The organism is Vibrio sp. KMM 9700 (genome assembly GCF_058545285.1).
In genome coordinates, this window is the sequence record NZ_CM178589.1 from 1010923 (window position 1) to 1029837 (window position 18915).

15 protein-coding genes are annotated in these 18915 nt (G+C 42.7%); 3 read left to right on the forward strand and 12 right to left on the reverse strand.

Features of this window, described 5'->3' with window-relative positions; translation table 11 throughout:
* Nucleotides 1–66: 66 nt before the first annotated feature.
* The 3 genes from AC2VOY_RS04500 to AC2VOY_RS04510 all read right to left on the reverse strand — a co-directional run bounded on the left by AC2VOY_RS04500 (nucleotide 67) and on the right by AC2VOY_RS04510 (nucleotide 3469).
* Nucleotides 67–945 carry a DUF6279 family lipoprotein gene (locus AC2VOY_RS04500; protein ID WP_491832535.1) on the reverse strand — a complete coding sequence of 293 codons (879 nt, stop codon included), beginning with the start codon at nucleotides 943–945 and terminating at the stop codon, nucleotides 67–69.
* Between the two features lie 112 nt (nucleotides 946–1057).
* Complete coding sequence (gene tyrA / locus AC2VOY_RS04505) at nucleotides 1058–2185, reverse strand: bifunctional chorismate mutase/prephenate dehydrogenase (protein WP_491832537.1); 1128 nt, start codon at nucleotides 2183–2185, stop codon at nucleotides 1058–1060.
* Between the two features lie 213 nt (nucleotides 2186–2398).
* Complete coding sequence (locus AC2VOY_RS04510) at nucleotides 2399–3469, reverse strand: 3-deoxy-7-phosphoheptulonate synthase (RefSeq protein WP_491832539.1); 1071 nt, start codon at nucleotides 3467–3469, stop codon at nucleotides 2399–2401.
* Nucleotides 3470–3795: 326 nt separating this feature from the next.
* Between AC2VOY_RS04510 and AC2VOY_RS04515 the strand changes: the two genes are divergently transcribed.
* Together AC2VOY_RS04515 and btsR are read left to right on the forward strand one after the other, a co-directional pair.
* Nucleotides 3796–5475, forward strand: coding sequence for a LytS/YhcK type 5TM receptor domain-containing protein (locus AC2VOY_RS04515; protein WP_491832541.1), 1680 nt, complete (start codon nucleotides 3796–3798; stop codon nucleotides 5473–5475).
* Entirely contained in the window at nucleotides 5472–6251 is a 780-nt protein-coding gene (gene btsR, locus AC2VOY_RS04520) for a two-component system response regulator BtsR (protein WP_491832543.1), read from the forward strand. Before AC2VOY_RS04515 ends, btsR begins: the two co-directional genes overlap by 4 nt.
* Here btsR and AC2VOY_RS04525 read toward each other — a convergent pair.
* The gene (locus AC2VOY_RS04525; RefSeq protein WP_491832545.1) at nucleotides 6248–8143 is read right to left on the reverse strand and encodes a cation:proton antiporter; all 1896 of its coding nucleotides are present in this window, start codon (nucleotides 8141–8143) and stop codon (nucleotides 6248–6250) included. The two genes, btsR and AC2VOY_RS04525, sit on opposite strands and share 4 nt — an antisense overlap.
* A 262-nt stretch (nucleotides 8144–8405) precedes the next feature.
* On the reverse strand, nucleotides 8406–8795 hold the full coding sequence (locus AC2VOY_RS04530) for a DUF2799 domain-containing protein (RefSeq protein WP_491832547.1): 390 nt from the start codon (nucleotides 8793–8795) through the stop codon (nucleotides 8406–8408).
* Nucleotides 8796–9088: 293 nt separating this feature from the next.
* On the opposite strand from AC2VOY_RS04530, the gene AC2VOY_RS04535 reads away from it, so the two are divergent.
* Nucleotides 9089–10582, forward strand: coding sequence for a carbon starvation CstA family protein (locus AC2VOY_RS04535; protein WP_491832548.1), 1494 nt, complete (start codon nucleotides 9089–9091; stop codon nucleotides 10580–10582).
* Nucleotides 10583–10711: 129 nt separating this feature from the next.
* Here the strand turns inward: AC2VOY_RS04535 and AC2VOY_RS04540 are convergent, their stop codons facing one another.
* The 7 genes from AC2VOY_RS04540 to murJ all read right to left on the reverse strand — a co-directional run bounded on the left by AC2VOY_RS04540 (nucleotide 10712) and on the right by murJ (nucleotide 18896).
* Nucleotides 10712–11107 (reverse strand): DUF3597 domain-containing protein, encoded by a 396-nt coding sequence (locus AC2VOY_RS04540; RefSeq protein WP_491832550.1) that lies wholly within the window; start codon nucleotides 11105–11107, stop codon nucleotides 10712–10714.
* A 221-nt stretch (nucleotides 11108–11328) separates the two neighbouring features.
* Nucleotides 11329–12279, reverse strand: a complete 951-nt coding sequence (ispH, locus tag AC2VOY_RS04545; RefSeq protein ID WP_491832552.1) for a 4-hydroxy-3-methylbut-2-enyl diphosphate reductase — start codon at nucleotides 12277–12279, stop codon at nucleotides 11329–11331.
* A gap of 37 nt (nucleotides 12280–12316) precedes the next feature.
* Nucleotides 12317–12760, reverse strand: coding sequence for an FKBP-type peptidyl-prolyl cis-trans isomerase (gene fkpB, locus AC2VOY_RS04550; protein WP_491832554.1), 444 nt, complete (start codon nucleotides 12758–12760; stop codon nucleotides 12317–12319).
* A 101-nt stretch (nucleotides 12761–12861) separates the two neighbouring features.
* The gene (lspA, locus tag AC2VOY_RS04555; RefSeq protein ID WP_491832556.1) at nucleotides 12862–13374 is read right to left on the reverse strand and encodes a signal peptidase II; all 513 of its coding nucleotides are present in this window, start codon (nucleotides 13372–13374) and stop codon (nucleotides 12862–12864) included.
* Nucleotides 13375–13397: 23 nt separating this feature from the next.
* Nucleotides 13398–16265 (reverse strand): isoleucine--tRNA ligase, encoded by a 2868-nt coding sequence (gene ileS / locus AC2VOY_RS04560; protein WP_491832558.1) that lies wholly within the window; start codon nucleotides 16263–16265, stop codon nucleotides 13398–13400.
* A 61-nt stretch (nucleotides 16266–16326) separates the two neighbouring features.
* The gene (gene ribF, locus AC2VOY_RS04565) at nucleotides 16327–17259 is read right to left on the reverse strand and encodes a bifunctional riboflavin kinase/FAD synthetase (protein ID WP_491832560.1); all 933 of its coding nucleotides are present in this window, start codon (nucleotides 17257–17259) and stop codon (nucleotides 16327–16329) included.
* Nucleotides 17260–17339: 80 nt separating this feature from the next.
* A complete protein-coding gene (gene murJ, locus AC2VOY_RS04570; protein ID WP_491832561.1) occupies nucleotides 17340–18896 on the reverse strand; it encodes a murein biosynthesis integral membrane protein MurJ in 1557 nt (518 codons plus the stop codon).
* Nucleotides 18897–18915 lie beyond the last annotated feature (19 nt).

The following is an 18915-nucleotide window of genomic DNA, read 5'->3' on the forward strand; positions in this document are numbered from 1 at the left end:
TTGGCCTAGGGTCTTGCTGACTTATCGCCTTATTTTAAGCTCATTCTAAAACTTCAAATCTAACCACTACTCGATAGTGAAGTTATCTTCCCACATAGCTAAACGCTTACGAAAATACTTCTCTTGCTTTGGCGTTAGGGTTTGCAACACTTGTGCAAGCACTTCTGCTTTACCCTGTTTATTCGACTCTAAACCATTTTTAAGTGATGCCGGCTGAATGTTTTTCGCATCGGCATAAACCTTGGCAAATTTTGCTTTCGCATCTTCTTCTGATAGTTCATGATTAAACACTACACTACTGAACTTACCGACTTCATCAAGCATATAGCGCGCCACTTCAAGGCTATAATTATGCTGCTTGGTTTCACCCCATTGTTTTAAAATCGCTTCTTGCTCTTTAGTTAGATCGTCCACCCAATACTCAACCAACTCACTAAAGTTTGTCAGATCGCGTTCATCTCTATCCTCTTGGCTGCGTTTTTTATATTTATCAATGCGCTTTTGATATTTCTTATTTAAATATTCAAGTAACTCCGCTTGCTGCTCTTTATCTAAATCACGTAAAAATGTATAAGCATAAGGTTCAAGTTCATCATATGTGCGCCACATACTCGCTTCTAAGGTTTCCCATTGCGCAAGTAACAGACTGCTGGTGATTTCATTGGTTGGCTTAGCTTGAACGTTTTGAATTAAAGCTTTGAGCTTAGGGATCTCATTTTGTTTATGCCAAGCAAGGAGCTTTTGCATATTTGCCTTGGTGAGATCTTTTTGTGACGATTTAAGATCAACATAGCGATCTAGCATCATCACTGTCGCCCAGTCCAACTGCTTATAAGCTGTTTGGAACACACAACCGGCAAGCAAAAGAATGCTTGTGACCACAAGTAAGATCCGTGAATGGGATTTGGATTTAAGAGATGAAAAAAATGTGCTGAGGTGTTTCATAAGATCTTCCTTAATACTTAACTTGTCCCAGTGTCCTATGATTTAAAACCTAAGACAAGTTAAGAAATAGAAAGATGTTAGATAGGTAAGATCGTAAAATTAATGCTGGCGCTTAATCTCGTACAATCGAGTCATTGGCTTGCTTCAAAAGTGCTTGGCTTTCTTGCATAAACTTCGGAGCATAATCACCAAACCAATCGCTGACTTCTTTAAATCGGTTGATGAAGCCTTGCTTGTCTTTTTCTTCAATTAAAGCAATAGATTGATTTAAGTTCTTGGCAAAGCGTTTGATCATAGCAAGGTTTTCTTCTGAAGACATGATGATCTCAGCGTAAAGCACAGGATCTTGAGCAAACAGACGACCAACCATGGCTAATTCTAAACGATAAATTGGTGAACTTAACGTGACTAAGTTTTTCAGTTGTGGCATTTCGGTTGCAAGATGTGAGCCATAAGCAAAAGAAGTAAAGTGACGCAATGCTTGAATAAAGGTCATGCCTTGGTCATGGTCAGCCGCGCTCATTTCAATCACGCTTGCGCCCCAGATCTTGATTTGATCGATCAGCCATTGATAGCTCTCTGGCATACGGCCATCGCAACGTACCACTACTTGCTTGGCAAGGCTTGGCACATCAGGGCCAAACATTGGGTGCAAACCAACCACTGGACCTTGGTGCGCTTTAAGCATTGCGGCTAAAGGTTTGGCTTTAATTGAGGTTAAATCACATAAAATACAGTCTTGTGGCAATTTTGGCAGCTTTTCAATCACGGCTTGCGTTTGCCCAATTGGAACACTAACTATAACTAAGCCAGCATCATGCAAGATCTGCTCAGCTTGATCCCAGTCTTCTTCACCTAAAACCTCCACTTGATAGCGAGAAAGTTTCAACATGCGAGTAAAGAGTGAGCCAAGTTGACCATGCCCGCCAATGACGACTGCTTTTTTAAGATCGGTATTTAAGCATTTGAATCCTGAATCTTTTTCACTAGCATAAGACTCTCGCATGGTGCGGCGCAGTACATCTTCAATCAGTTGTGGTGGGACGCCAATTTTCTCGGCTTCAAGGCGACGTGATGCGAGCATGGCAGCTTCGCGCTCGGGTACATAAATTGGTAAGCCGTGTTCGCTTTTGACTACGCCGACTTCTTCAACCAAGGCGAGGCGCTCGGCGAGTAGATTTAAGATTTGTTTATCAACTGAGTCAATTTTATCTCTAAGCTGATCCAATGCTTGTGTCATGTTATTCCTTTCTTATCTTTTGCGCGCAAGTGCTATTTGCTGTTCGTTGAAGTAAGTGTATCAAACAAGTATACGAATAGGCTCAGGCTTATATCGACTCACGCAAAGTTGCTCAAAGCCATCCTTGGTTCGCTTAGTTCGCACATCCATGTGCTCACATACTTTGCTACGCTGATACAAGCCTAAGCCTCTTTTACAAATTAATATACAGTCTTACTTTAAACGATTTTCTAAAAACGGCACAAGCTCCTTGTGGGCGTGACGCAAAAGATCTTCCGTTGTCTGCCAATTAATACATGCATCCGTAATAGAAACGCCGTATTGCATTTGCGCAAAAGGAATATCAGACGCCTGGTTTCCTTCATTAATATGGCTTTCAATCATCACACCAATAATTGAACGGTTGCCTTCACGGATTTGATGGATCACATCCTCTGCTACCAAAGGCTGACGACGGTAGTCTTTACGAGAGTTCGCATGGCTGCAATCAACCATCAGCGCGGCATCTAGGCCATGTTTCGCCATTTCTTCTTCACACTCGCGAACCGAAACTGAATCATAGTTAGTCTGTTTGCCACCACGTAAAATCACATGTCCATCTTGGTTGCCTTTTGTGGTTAAAAGTGCCACTTCACCTTCACGGCTGATCCCCATAAATCTATGGCTTGAGGCTGCTGCTTGCATCGCATTAATCGCTGTCGCTAGGCTGCCGTCGGTACCATTTTTAAAGCCAACTGGCATAGATAAACCACTTGCCATTTCACGGTGGGTTTGTGATTCAGTGGTACGTGCACCGATTGCCGCCCAACTGAACGTATCACCAATGTATTGTGGGCTAATTGGATCGAGTGCTTCGGTTGCCACTGGAATTTCCATTTCCGCAAGTTCAACTAAAAGCTCACGCGCTTGGGTCAAACCATGTTCAATATCAAATGAGTTATCCATATGCGGATCATTAATCAAACCTTTCCAACCCACTGTTGTACGTGGTTTTTCAAAGTAAACACGCATCACAATGAAAAGCTGATCATTTAACTGGCTTGAAAGTGCTTTTAGACGTTTTGCATACTCTCGCGCCGCTTCTAGATCATGAATCGAACATGGGCCACATACGACTAGCAAACGGTGATCTTTTTTATGGATAATGTTTGCGATAGTTTCACGTGATTGAGCAATAAATTTGCGTGCATTTTCAGACAAAGGCAGTTTTGCTTTGAGCTCATTTGGCGTACATAGAATAGTTTCGTCTGTGATATTGATGTTGCTTAGATTCGATTTTTGCATATTGATACCGTAAACTTTTTTATACAGCTTAATTGGCTGATATGAATAACTGATTAGCCAATACTTAAAGTCTTTTATCTTCAAAATATCATCATAATTTAAAAGACTTCTTTGTATTCACTCGCTTTGAATTTAATGTAACAGCCAAAATTCAGAATGCCAAGTGTAAAAACATTAAAACACAGTGTAAAAATATATTTACAATTCGCTTCTTTAATCTTTGTTTTTACATCCAATCAATATTCACTACAATACATCAGCAGCCATGATAACCAAGGGCATGGTTTTTTACTCACAAATACACTCTCACTATACGAGCCTTTAGCATGGAACTTATCCTCTCTTTGTTGCAACAAATGTGCGTCTATCTTGTGTTGGCTTACATGCTAAGTAAAACACCAATTTTTTTGCCCTTATTTAACTTATCAAAACGTTTTTCGCACCAGCTGATTTGTTATTTCTTATTCTCATCATTTTGCATTTTAGGCACTTATTTTGGTCAAGGGATCTATGATGCGATTGCCAATACACGTGCTATAGGCGCTATTATGGGCGGTCTATTTGGTGGTCCTGTAGTGGGATTTTTAGTTGGTTTAACCGGTGGGGTGCACCGCTATAGCTTAGGCGGGTTTACTGATTTTGCTTGTATGATCTCAACAACCGTCGAAGGTTTAATTGGCGGTTTATTTCATTTATATGCCATGCGCCGTGATAAAACTGAGCAGCTGTTTAACCCTATCTTGGTTTTTTTGATCACCTTATTTGCTGAGTCCTTACAGATGATCATCATCTTAGTGATAGCCAAACCTTTTGATTTAGCTTTAGATCTCGTCTCAGCCATCGCAGCGCCGATGATCTTAGCCAACTGCTTTGGCGCAGCCTTATTTGTGAGTATTTTGCAAGACAGAAAAAGCCTATATGAGAAGTACTCGGCCAGCTTTTCACGTCGCGCCTTAACCATTGCAGAGCGTAGCATAGGGATCTTCACCCAAGGTTTAACCATGCAAACCGCTGAGCGTATCGTGCGTATTATTTATGAAGAAACCAACGTTGCAGCAGTCGCCATCACAGACAAAGAAAAGATTTTAGCCTTTATCGGTGTTGGCGCCTCTCACCACAGGCCAAATACGCCTATCTCATCTAATTATACCCATCAAGCCTTGCTTGAAGGTGAAGTGATCCATCTTGATGGCGGCGCAATTAAGTATCAATGCAGCCTTGATCCTGAATGCTCACTTGGCGCAGTTATGGTTATTCCACTCAAAATGGGCAAAGAAGTCGTCGGCACGATTAAGTTGTATGAGAAAAAGAATAAAATGATTTCGAACATCAGCAGTTCGATGGGGGAAGGTTTAGGTCAACTATTATCGAGCCAGTTACTATATGGTAACTTTTCACGCCAAGAGATCTTGCTCAATCAAGCAGAAATCAAGCTCTTACATGCTCAAGTAAACCCGCACTTTTTGTTTAATGCACTCAACACAATTAATGCGGTCACCCGTCGCGATCCAGAAAAAGCGCGTGAATTAATTCAACACTTATCGCAATTCTTCAGAAGTAACTTGAAGCAGAACATAGAAACTGTCACCTTAAAAGACGAACTTGCCCACGTAAATGCTTATTTAAAAATAGAAAAAGCCCGCTTTACGGATAGACTTCAAGTGAGCATAAATATAGCCGATGAATTACTGACTCAAGAATTACCAACCTTTACCTTGCAACCTTTAGTTGAAAACGCAATTAAACATGGTATTTCGCAACTGCTTAGCGCAGGAGAGGTTCACATATATAGCCAACGCGAAGCCAATGGGCATCGAATCTTTGTCGAAGATAATGCTGGGTGTTATTCGCCACCAGCGCCAGATCATCAAGGTTTAGGGCTTGAGATTGTTAACAAACGATTGAAAAAGCATTTCGGCTGCGCCGCTAAATTACAAACTGTCGTTCAACCGAATGAATTGACTCAAATGAGTTTTTTCATTCCAGAAGTAAAAGAAACGAAATGAAATCATTAGCACTAACACCTATTCGCATCATAATTATTGATGATGAAGAACTCGCACGTGACGAGTTATCTGAGCTTCTCATGGAAATGGGTGATGTCGACATTCTAGCCAAGGCAAATAATGCGATTGAAGGTTTAAAAGCGATTGCTGAGCATAAGCCGGATCTTGTATTTTTAGATATTCAGATGCCACAAATCAATGGCTTTGAAATGCTCACCATGATAGATAAAGATGTGATGCCACACTTTGTGTTTGTCACAGCCTTTGATCAATACGCTCTGCAAGCATTTGAAGACAACGCTTTTGATTATTTATTAAAACCAGTTGAAACTTGCCGCTTAAGTAAAACATTGAAGCGATTTCGCAGCTTAATTGATAAGCCATCAATTGAACTTGAGCAGATCCCGGCGCAAAAAATTGAAAGTATGCAGTCCTTAGGTTTATCACCGAAAAAGCTCTCACATATTCCTTGTACTGGGCATAACCGTATTTTGATTATTCCAGTCAATGAGGTTGAGTCTGCATTTAGTGATTTAGCTGGCGTGCATATTCAAACGCAAAATCAGCTTGCAACCAGCCAACTCACGTTGAAAGTATTAGAAGAGAAAACGGACCTTATTCGCTGTCACCGCCAATGCTTGGTCAATTTATCTAAGATAAGAGAGATAAAGCTTCTTGAGAATGGACTGGCAGAAATTTTAAGCCAAAGTGGCGCTAAAATCCCTGTCAGTCGTCGTTATTTAAAGTCTCTCAAAGAAGCTTTTGGGGTCAATTAAACAGAGCCTTCTGCTTTTGGTGTCGGCAATTTATCACCAACACTCGCTTTTTCTTTGCCGTCTTGCTTTGGCTTTTCTGGTTTTGGTTTCATTTCAGATTTAAGAATTGAAACCACAGTCGAGCCTTCGCACACATCAAAGCTAGAGTTACTTGCAATCACATGGATCTTACCTTTTGGATCTATGGTAAACATAGGCACCATATGCATTTCCATATTCTTCTTAATATAGTCCTTCCACTGAAACTCTTCACTTAACTTAGTGTGCTTAATTTCAGCGCCTTGGTTAATCAAACTCGCCAATTTCTTGTAACTAACATCTTGATTAAATAAAGTACGCCCGTGGAAGTCTTCAGACACGCCATGCTTTTCATGTGAAGTTGTCGTGATCTTGCTAGAGTTTTTAGCCCCATTTAAGCAAAACACATTGTTTTCACCAAAATCAGCTAAGAAGGCACGAGAAGTTACCATATTAAAGTGCTTATCTGGCGTTACGGCAATCAGATGACCTATGCCAATTAACGACAAGTATTCTTCAGCGTGGCTCGATGCTGGGTTACCATAATAAGTTTCCAAGCCTTCCATACGTGCTTTACGAATATAATCCCAGTTAGAATCACAGACCACGACACGCACATCATATTTTTTCAGTGCACAAGCAATCGTACGTGCCACATCGTTGGCACCAACAATTAGATAACCACTTGGTGATGGCTCAGAGACTTTTAATATTCGCGCCAGTGGACGTGCTGTGATACTTTGTAACACAACAGTTCCAACAATCACCATAAAGGTCAAAGGAACTAGCATTTCAGCATCTTTAACCCCTTGATCGACAAGTTTAATCGCAAACAATGCAGAAATTGATGCGGCAACTATGCCTCTTGGCGCAACCCAAGCAATGAAAGACTTTTCTTTAAAGCTTAAGTTACTTTTCATGGTTGCAATTAAAATCGCAATCGGACGCGATAAGAATTGAATGCAAGCAAAAAGTACAAAAGCGCCAACCCCTAAGGTCGCAAAATCAGACATTTCCATGCGCGCGGAAAGAATCAAGAAAAGACCTGAAATCAGTAAGATAGTTAGGTTTTCTTTAAAGTGAAGAATATGACTAATATTGACATCACGCGAGTTTGCTAGCCACATCCCCATCACAGTCACAGATAATAAGCCTGACTCTGATTCAAGATGATTACTAGCTGCAAACACCCCAAGAACTAAGGTCAAGACAGCAAATGGTTGTAGATATTCTGGCAACCATTCACGACGTAGCACTTGCGCGAGCAAATAGCCTGCCACAACCCCAAAAATGATCCCGATGGCGATGATAAGTCCAAACACATTCAAGCTATGCATTTCGCTACTTGAAACGATAAACTCATATACAATCACGATAAACAGCGCGCCAATCGGATCGATTAAAATCCCTTCCCAGCGCAGAATGTTGGCAAGCTTAGCTTTCGGGCGAACAGTGCGTAGCAAAGGCACCACCACAGTCGGCCCTGTCACCACAGTTAAACTACCGAAAAGTAACGACATCTCCCAGCTAAAATCGAGTAGATAGTGGGTGAAGACACTGGTTAATGCCCAAGTGATCAAGGCGCCAATACTGACAATACTTTGCACTGTACCGCCAACACCACGGATCTCTTTTAAGTTTAAGGTTAAACTACCCTCAAATAAGATCACCGCTACCGCTAAAGAAATCAGCGGAAATAACATATCGCCAAAGATCTCATTAGGGTTAAAAATGTGTGTCACAGGCCCCATAATAAAGCCAGCAATCAACAAAAATAAAATCGCCGGTAAACGCATCTTCCAAGCGAGCCACTGGCAAGCAAGCCCCACCACGCCGACTAAGGCAAGGCTAAGGCCGATCATTTCTTCATGCATACAAACTTCCTATGATGCAATATCAATTTATGTAATGTCTCCCTTCTTCTTGTCATGCAAAAACACGCTGCAATTTCAAACACCAAAGGGAGCAAGATGAACTTTAATTAAGTTAGCAAGGCTATACTTAAGTCACAAGTTTAATTTTTACCTCAGTCTACTCAAAACCATTGATGGCCCATAAGGCCCAAGAGGGTGAGCACAAAAAATAAGCCCTTGCATCATACAAAGGCTTTATTAAATAAAGTGATTTTTAGCTCGATTAGAACGAATTATTGCTTTGATAATGTCGCCAGCCGCGCTGCCATTCTAGGCGAAACTTTTGTCCGTCTGGTGTGTTCTCACACATGCCTTGGTAATCACTACCTGAAAGGCCTATTTGATAAGCATGATCAGGATTGCAATACTCTTGGATCCCTTGCATATAGCCATCGTCATAAGCGCCTTGATCTGCGCTGCCATAGCTAGTGAGTTTAGATACAGAGCGCGCTTCTTGCCCTCTTTGGCCATCATGTACCCCAAGCTGATACCAATCGCCATTTTCTATGTATTGATCACCTGTGGTAGAGCAAGCACCAAGCAGAAGAGCTGATGCAATCAAAGCAAGCTTTGGGAATGCCTTGATATGAAATATAGGCTGTTGTTTTATCATAATTAGTCCAAGTTTTTAGGTATTATCTAAGTGTATACGCAAGTCACCTTAAGATGCTAGTTTCAACGCTAATAATTCAACACTTGGACCTCTCACCTCGCCTCCAAACCACTTAATTGCCACTTTAACCGCTTAATAGATTATACGACCATTCAAGTTAACAACGAATGCAGCTTTGTTAAAAACTAGTTAAAGTCTGAACAAATAATCATCTTTTATCCAAGAATAAAGCACAGACTTTAGATAAAAGAACCTTTAATCCTACACGCTCCAATAACACTATAGGTCTAATTATGGCAATGTTTTTGATTTGTGTCGTCGCCCTTATCGCCGGCTATTTCATATACGGAAGTTTTGTTGAAAAAGTATTTGGTATCAATGAACGCCGTACCACTCCTGCATTTAGTAAGCAAGATGGGGTCGATTATGTCCCGATGTCGAATAAAAAAGTCTATTTAGTTCAACTTCTTAATATCGCTGGCGTCGGTCCAATTTTTGGCCCAATTATGGGCGCATTATATGGCCCTGCTGCTATGTTATGGATTGTCTTAGGTTGTGTCTTTGCTGGCGCTGTGCATGACTATTTCTCAGGCATGTTGTCGATTCGTAACAATGGCGCATCGGTGCCAAGCATCACTGGTCGCTATTTAGGCACTGGTGCAAAACACTTTATGAATGTGTTTGCGATTGTCTTGCTGCTACTCGTTGGGGTTGTATTTGTATCAGCGCCTGCTGGCATGATCACCAACCTTGTGAATGAACAAACCGATGTCAACCTAAGCATGGGCACTATGGTTGCAATTATCTTTGCTTACTACATTCTAGCCACTGTTGTGCCTGTCGATAAGATTATCGGTCGCTTCTACCCACTATTTGGCGCTCTACTGATCTTTATGTCTGTCGGCCTTATCGCTGCAATTGCGTTTTCAAGCGAACACCACATCTTAGGCGGATTTGAGATGAGCGATATGTTCACTAACATGAACCCGAACGATCTACCGCTTTGGCCTGCGCTATTTATTACCATTGCATGCGGCGCAATCTCAGGTTTTCATGCGACTCAGTCACCACTGATGGCACGCTGCCTTGAAAACGAAAAAAATGGTCGCTTTGTGTTTTATGGCGCAATGATAGGTGAAGGCGTTATCGCTCTGATTTGGTGTGCGGTTGCATTAACTTTCTTTGGCTCAATGGATGCATTATCTGAAGTGATTCACTCTGGTGGCCCAGGTCAAGTGGTTTATGACTCTTCAATTGGTTTACTTGGCGTATTCGGTGGCATCATTGCTTTCTTAGGTGTGGTGATTCTGCCTATTACTTCTGGCGATACAGCGTTTCGCTCTAGCCGCTTGATCTTAGCTGAATACTTCAACATGGAACAAAAAAGCCTGAAAAACCGTTTATTTATGGCGCTTCCTTTGTTCGTTGTCGGTGGCATCTTAACGCAAGTTGATTTTGGAATTATCTGGCGCTACTTCGGTTTTGCAAATCAAATGACAGCCGTAATGATGCTTTGGACTGCCTCGGCTTACTTGCTACGCATGAACAAACTACACTGGATCACAACGATTCCGGCAATGTTTATGACCTGTGTTTGCGCAACCTTTATCTTAAACAGCGAAAGCCTTGGTTTTGGTCTAGATATGCAAATCTCAACCATTGCCGGCCTTGTGATTATGCTTGGCGTAACGACTTATGTTATCAAGATTTCAAAAGGCAAAGGTGATGTGGTCGATGAGGAAGCTGAAAAAGCATTGCTTCGCCCACAAGCGGATGCGAAAGCATAACTTAAGCTTACATAAACCATTTAGATAAGACATTGAAATAAAAAGGCTGCCAGTGGAGGAATCCCTTGGCAGCCTTTTAAATTTATACTAACAAACAAATAAGATTAAAAATTACAGTAACTTTAAAGATTACAGTAGATCAGCCGGAACATTACCGCCATTTTGTGCTAACTTTTGCAGTACTGTTTTATGAAGCCAGATATTCATTGATGCCGAATCAGACATTTTATCTTCTGGGCAACCTAATTCACGAGCAAGCTCTTTACGTGAATCTAGGCTAGACTCAAGACCGAGAACTTTCAGTAGATCAACGATAGAAGTTTTCCAGTTCAGGCCAGAACCCGCTGCTTTTTCTTCTAGGATAGCCGTCACATCAACGCTTTGCGCTGGTGCAGGGGCTGCAATTTCACCTGCTTCAACTTTTGCTTCTACTTCTGCAGGTGCAAGCTCTGCCACTTTTACTGCTTCTTCAACTTTGTCATCGCCAAAGCCAAGTTTGCTCATGATATTGCCAAAAATGCTCATATCTAACTCCTATTTAAATAATGATAAGCCTTGCGCTAGGTTACAAACCAGTCCAGCCTAACTTGTGCTTCACCCTAAGCTTTTTATCGCTTATATAATGGATGTCACAGCATGCAAGTGCTTAATCATCATAAACCCAAGTTAACTATATATCCACATTTTTAATACATAAAATCAGTAAATTAACATTTCTTTAACTTAAATATTTAAAGATTGTTTGCTTAATCTACTTGTTTCACTTGAAGCTCTTTTGGCACTTCAAAGAACATATTCTCTTCACGCCCTTGCAACTCTTCAACATTGGTTGCGCCCAAATCTTGAATTCGCTGAATAATTTGTGCGACCAACTCCTCTGGGGCAGAAGCGCCAGCGGTGACGCCAACTTTGGCTTTGCCTTCAAACCAAGCAGGGTTAATATCTTCTGGGCAATCAATCAGGTGCCCTTCGGTGCCAAGTTTTTCTGCCAATTCTTTTAAGCGGGTTGAATTGGATGAATTTTTAGAGCCTACCACGACCATCACATCAACCGTTTCAGCCATAGTGCGCACGGCATCTTGACGGTTTTGCGTTGCATAACAGATATCATCTTTACGTGGCCCTTGAATCTCAGGGAAGACGCAGCGCAGTTCATCAATCACATCGGCAGTTTCATCCACAGAAAGCGTGGTTTGACTGACATAATGCAAGTTACTTGGATCTTTTACTTTTGTTTTTAAGCCACATACATCTTCTGGCTTTTCAACCAAGTACATTCCGCCTTCGCTACTTGCATATTGCCCCATAGTGCCTTCAACTTCAGGGTGCCCAGCATGGCCAATTAAAACCACTTCCATATGGCGACGGCTAGCACGCGCAACTTCCATATGTACTTTCGTCACCAAAGGGCAAGTGGCATCAAAAACCGTTAATTGACGTTCTTTCGCTTCTGCGCGTACGGCTTGAGAAACCCCATGCGCCGAGAAAATAACAATGCTGTCATCTGGCACTTCACAAAGCTCTTCAACAAATACTGCGCCACGCGCTTTTAAGCCTTCAACCACAAATCTGTTGTGCACCACTTCATGACGCACATAAATTGGCGGTTGATACATTTCTAGGGCACGTTCAACGATGCTGATCGCGCGATCAACACCAGCACAAAATCCACGTGGGTTTGCGAGTAATATATTCATTTCTTTCACTCTAGCTTTGAGGGGTTCAAATTATCGGCTATTGTACCTCTAAAATCTCAACTTCAAAACACACATCTTGTCCGGCTAATGGGTGATTAAAGTCAACCGTGACTGAATCGCCCGAAATTTCACTGATAACCCCCGGAATTTCCATTCCGCCTTGACCTTCAAAGCCCATAATGGTGCCAATTTCTAAATCTTGAGTTTGAAAGTTCGATTTATCCATATATTGAATAAAGTCAGGGTTGGGCATACCAAAAGCATCTGCTGCTTTCAAATCAATCGCTTTTTTATCCCCTGCATGCAGGCCAAGTAAGCATTTTTCAAAGTTAGGACTTAGACTGCCATCTCCCATGACAAACTTAGCCGGCTTGCCTAAGTTATGAGTGCTATCTGCCACTGAGCCATTGCTCAGTTTAATCGTAAAATGGAGTAAGACTTGGCTGTCTTGGGTGATTGGCGTTTGCGTTTGGGTTGTCATATTAATTCCTTCTAAAGTTCTGCTTTAAAAACAAAAAAGCGCAGCATCCGAAGATACCACGCTTTAGAATTTAAAATGAAGCTACTTGTTTGACTTTTTGCTTATGCGTCGCTTTTCTGCTCTTTATTGCGAAAGCCATCGAGCACTATCATCACCGCGCCAATACAAATAAAGGTATCCGCGAGGTTAAATGCTGGCCAATGTGAATCGCCAATATAAAAGTCTAAAAAGTCAATCACATAGCCATGCATCAGGCGATCAAACACATTGCCCACAGCGCCGCCAATCACCATGGCATAGGCGATATTGTTCCACTTTTCAGCCTTCGGCAGTTTACGCATCATTGAGATCAAAAAGCTCACCACGACAACTGCGATGCCAGTAAAGAACCAACGTTGCCAACCGGGTTGATCGCTTAAAAAGCTAAACGCTGCGCCAAGGTTGTGAACATATAACAAGTTAAAGAAAGGCAACACTTCAATGCGGTTTGCCCAACCATAGCCCATGCTATTCATCACAACGAGTTTGACTGTAACATCGATCACCGCCAGAAGTAGCGCCAGCCATAGCCAGCGCACACCTGAGTCTTTGAGTGCAAACTTAGGACTCGTCATTTTTTGCTCCTATTTCTAAAATATTAAGCAAATTGACGAGATTCACCGTCACCTTCGATGTTTGTCACGCAGCGACCACAAATTTCTTCGTGACCTGCAATCGTGCCAACATCTGCCACATGGTGCCAGCAGCGGTCACATTTTTGCGCTTCACTTGCTGTGATTTCAACAAATAAGCCATCAAGATCAGTTGCTTGCGCAGCGTCTGTTTTCTGTGCAAGTGGTTTCACAATTGCTTTTGAAGTCAGCATCACAAAGCGCAGTTCATCTTCAAGCTGGCTTAATTTAGCTGCAATCGCATCATCAGCATATAAAGTGACTTCAGCTTGTAGCGCGCCGCCAATCGTTTTATCTTTACGTGCATTTTCAAGCAGCTTGTTCACTTCGGTGCGGATGGTTTGAACCTGCGACCAATAAGCATTGTTCAGTGCTTCGTCATCGTTTAGAGCAAATAAATCTTCAAACCACTCGCCAGTGAAGACGAACTTGTCGCGGTTTTCACCTGTCGGCAATTTCGCTGGCATTTCGTTCCAAATTTCATCTGCAGTGAATGACATCACAGGCGCCATCCAACGTACTAATGCTTCAACAATATAGTAAAGCGCAGTTTGACAGCTACGTTGTGCGTGGCCACCATTTTTCGCTGTGTATTGACGATCTTTAATCACATCAAGATAGAAAGAACCCATCTCGATTGAGCAGAACTGCATTAAGCGTTGCGTCACTGTGTGCAAGTTGTATTCGTCATAAGCTTTAACGATTTCAGTTTGCGCAGCATGTGCACGACCAACTGCCCAGCGATCCAGTGCAACCATATCTTCTGGTGCAACCATGTCTGTTTCTGGGTTAAAGCCGCTTAGGTTTGCAAGCAAGAAACGCGCAGTGTTACGGATACGGCGATATGCATCAGCGCTACGTTTTAGGATTTCATCTGAAACTGCAACTTCACCTGTGTAATCGGTTGATGCGACCCAAAGACGTAAGATATCTGCGCCAAGGCGATTGGTTACATCTGTTGGAGAAACCACGTTACCGATAGATTTAGACATCTTACGGCCTTGACCATCTACCACAAAACCGTGTGTTAACACTTGTTTGTATGGTGCTTTATCTTTCATTGCAACCGAAGTGATAAGCGATGATTGGAACCAACCACGGTGTTGATCCGAACCTTCAAGGTAAAGATCAGCGCTGTGAGTGCGGCCTTCATCAGCAAAGTTTAGCTCTTCACGGTTATCTGCCACAGCAAAGTGCGTCACACCTGAGTCAAACCATACGTCTAAAGTATCCAGCACTTTTTCATATTTATCCGCATCTTCTGCAGACATGATGCTTGCAGGATCAAGATCCCACCATGCTTGAATGCCTTTTTCTTCAACTAGCTTGGCTACTTTTTCAATGAGCTCAAGTGTATTTGGGTGAAGCTCAGCCGTTTCTTTATGTACAAATAATGCAATTGGCACGCCCCACGTACGTTGACGTGAAATACACCATTCTGGGCGACCTTCAATCATACCTTCGATGCGGCTTTGACCCCACTCTGGCATCCATTGAACATTTTTGATTTCACCTAATGCTTTCGCACGTAGACCTGCTTGATCCATAGAAACGAACCATTGCGGCGTTGCGCGGAAGATAATCGGTGTTTTGTGACGCCAGCAGTGTGGGTAGCTGTGCTCATAACTATGGTGGTGCAGCAATGCGCCTTTTTCTTCAAGCACTTCAAGCACTGACTTGTTTGCTTTAAATACGTGTTGACCGGCAAATAGCTCAGTATCAGGAAGATAAACACCGTTTGAACCAACAGGGTTTGCGACTTCAAGATCGTATTTTTGACCGACAACGAAGTCTTCTTGACCGTGTCCTGGCGCCGTGTGAACCACACCTGTACCAGAATCTGTGGTCACGTGCTCACCTAAAATTGCAGGCACGTCAAAGTCATAGAATGGGTGCGCAAAGCGAACAAGCTCTAAATCGCTACCTTTACATACGCCCAGTTCACGATAGTTTTCGATACCAGCGCGCGCGACAACATCTTTTGCAAGCTCAGTTGCCACAATGATGCGCTCAGCAGGACGCTCAGCCGTTGCTTCAACTTGAAGTAACACATACTCAAGCTCTTCATGCAAACAAACTGCGCGGTTTGCAGGAAGTGTCCAAGGCGTGGTTGTCCAGATCACAACAGAAACATCACCTTCCCCTTCAGTCGTATTAAACTTAGCAAGGGTTGCCGCTTCATCTACCGCTTTAAAGCGTACGTCGATTGATGGTGATTGCTTGTCTTTATATTCAACTTCAGCTTCTGCCAATGCAGAGCCACAATCTGTACACCAGTGAACAGGTTTGAAACCTTTTAGTAAGTGGCCTTGATCGGCAATTTTACCTAGGCTGCGGATAATGTTCGCTTCTGTGCCAAAATCCATAGTGCGGTAAGGTTTTTCCCACTCACCTAATACGCCAAGACGCTTAAAGCTTTCACGTTGACCTTCAACTTGCTTAGTTGCGTATTTACGGCATTCTTCACGGAACTCAGCTGCAGTAATTTTTTGACCTGGCTTGCCTTTTTTCTTCTCAACCATTAATTCGATTGGTAGACCGTGACAGTCCCAACCTGGTACATATGGCGCATCAAAACCAGAAAGTGTCTTTGACTTGATAATGATGTCTTTAATAATTTTATTTAACGCATGACCAATGTGAATATCACCGTTCGCATACGGAGGGCCGTCATGCAGTACAAATGATTTTTTGCCTTTCTTCGCAGCGCGGATTGCGCCGTAAAGATCTTCTTGGTACCAACGCTTGAGCATTTCTGGCTCACGATTTGCCAGATTCCCGCGCATTGGAAACCCTGTTTCAGGTAAGTTCAGGGTGTCTTTATAATCAGTCATCGATTGTTTATTCCATACATTGGCGAGTTTAAAAGTGAATCAAAACTTTGTTTGATCTGTATTATTTCGCGTCGACAAACCAGTTGCGGGCTTGTTCGGCGTCAATTTGTATCTGTTGTTTAAGTAGCTCAAATGAATCAAATTTTTGTTCATTTCTAAGCTTGGCAAGCAAGACGACTTCGAGCTGCTTACCATATAAGTTCCCTTGAAAATCAAACAAGTGAACTTCTAATTGTTGGCGAATGCCTTGGACAGTTGGGCGGTTGCCGATATTCGCAACCCCTTTAAAGCATCTTCCATCCAAAAGTTTCGCTTGCACCACATATACGCCCTGCACTGGTGAGACTTGACGTTTTAGCGGCACATTAGCTGTCGGAAAACCTATGGTGCGCCCAAGTTTGCGTCCATGTGAAACGCGTCCACAAATACTGTAGTCACGTCCGAGAAAATGCGCTGCGCTTGCCAGTTCATCCGCGGCAAGGGCTTCGCGTATCATGGTGGAACTGACGCGCTGCTGTTGAATGCAAAAACTTTGGGTGGAGACGACTTCAAAGCCATATTTTTCGCCCGCAGCTTTTAAGTCCGCAAAATTGCCTTGACGATTTTTGCCAAAACAAAAGTCATCCCCAACGACTAAAAACTTCACCCCAAGCTTTTTGACCAATAATTCTTGGATAAAATCTTGTGGTGAAAGCTGGGCAAAACTTTGGTTAAAACGCACACATAATAAGCGTTTCACATCCATCTCTGCAAGTCTCTCAAACTTATCACGCAGCCGTGTTAAACGTGCTGGCGCCTTCTCTTTTAGAAAGTATTCAAGAGGTTGCGGCTCAAATGTCATCACCACAGAGGGTAAATTTAAGCGTTTTGCTTGGGCATCTAATTGCTGCAAAACTTGTTGGTGCCCAAGGTGCACGCCATCAAAATTGCCTATGCTTAAAACACAGCCATGATGTTGCGATTTTAAATTGTGGATGCCACGAATGAGTTCCATAAAACCTTATTACCAACAAGTTTGCTAAAAGCCTTGAATTATATACTCAAGTCACCTAAAGATGCTAGTTTCAGCGAGAATTAAGCTGATTTTATATCACGAATTCGCAAGCCAAACACGAATGCACTGATCAAGTAAACCCCACCACCAACAGCAATCAGACTTGTAAGCCATAATGCGCGTGATTGGAACGCCATATCAAGCCATGCTTGGTTTGTCGGCATCAAGTATAAAATAGCGCTAATCATCGCAATGCCTGCAAGCAAAATCTTCACGATAAAGAAGATGGTTTGCTTACTCACTTTATAAACGCCAGCGCGATGCAGACCACGGTATAACAGCGCCATGTTTACAAAAGCAGATAAAGATGTGGCCATCGCAAGCCCTACATAACTAAAGTAATAAGCAAAAATAGCGTTGAACACCATATTAGTGACCATAGCGATGATCCCGTAACGCACTGGGGTTTTCGTATCTTGACGCGAATAATAACCCGGCGCTAAGACTTTGATCAGCATAAAGTTTAACAGCCCTGCCGCATACGCATGCAATGACATCGACGCTTGATGTACGTCCAATGGAGTAAATTCACCGCGCATAAAGAGCACCATCAGCATAGGCTCAGCCAGCACGACTAAACCTAACATAGCTGGCAAGCCAAGCAAGATCACCATGCGCACGCCCCAATCCATGGTTTGACTAAAGCTTTGGCTTTGCGCTGAAACATGGTTGCGAGAAAGAGCAGGCAAAATGACAGTAGCAATTGCAATGCCAAACAGACCTAGCGGAAATTCGAGTAAGCGATCTGAATAATACAACCAGCTAATAGAGCCTGTTGCTAAAAAGCTTGCAATAAAAGTATCAAATAAGAGGTTGATTTGACTCACTGAAACGCCAAATAACGCTGGGATCATTAAGGTGCGGATCTTGGTCACGCCCGGATCGCGCCAACCCCACTTGGGCATGACTAAATAGCCCGCCTTATAGATAAACGGCAGTTGGAAAGCAAATTGCACGAGGCCGCCCAATAACACACCTATCGCAAGTCCAACTTCAGGTTGTGCTAAGCGTGGGGAAATGAAAGTCGCGGCAAAGATAATCATCACATTCAAAAAAACTGGGGTGAAGGATGACACCGCAAATTTTCCTATCGTATTTAAAATTGCCCCAGATAAAGCAACAAAGGTGATAAACCAAAGATAGGGAAAGGTGATTTTTAACAAGAAACTGGCAAGTTCAAATTTCGCAGCGGCTGGACCACCATTTAAATAATCAAGAAACCAGCCAAAACCGAACATTGCAGTGACGATTCCTGAGCCGAGCACCCCAAATAAAGTGACAATGGTGACAAGGCCACCTAAGGTACCAGCTGCACGAGCAATTAACTCACGAGTCTTATCTTCATCACCTTGGCTGTGATACTCAGTTAACACCGGCACAAAAGCTTGCGAAAATGCCCCTTCAGCAAACAAGCGACGCAAGAAGTTTGGGATTTTATTGGCAAAATAGAATACATCGGCACTTGCGCCTGCGCCCATTAGGTTTGCAACCACCACATCTCGCACTAAGCCAAGCACGCGAGATAAAAAAGTCATGGCACTGACGATCAGCCCAGAACGTAAAAGTTTTTTGCTCACAGCAACCTCAAAAAAAGAC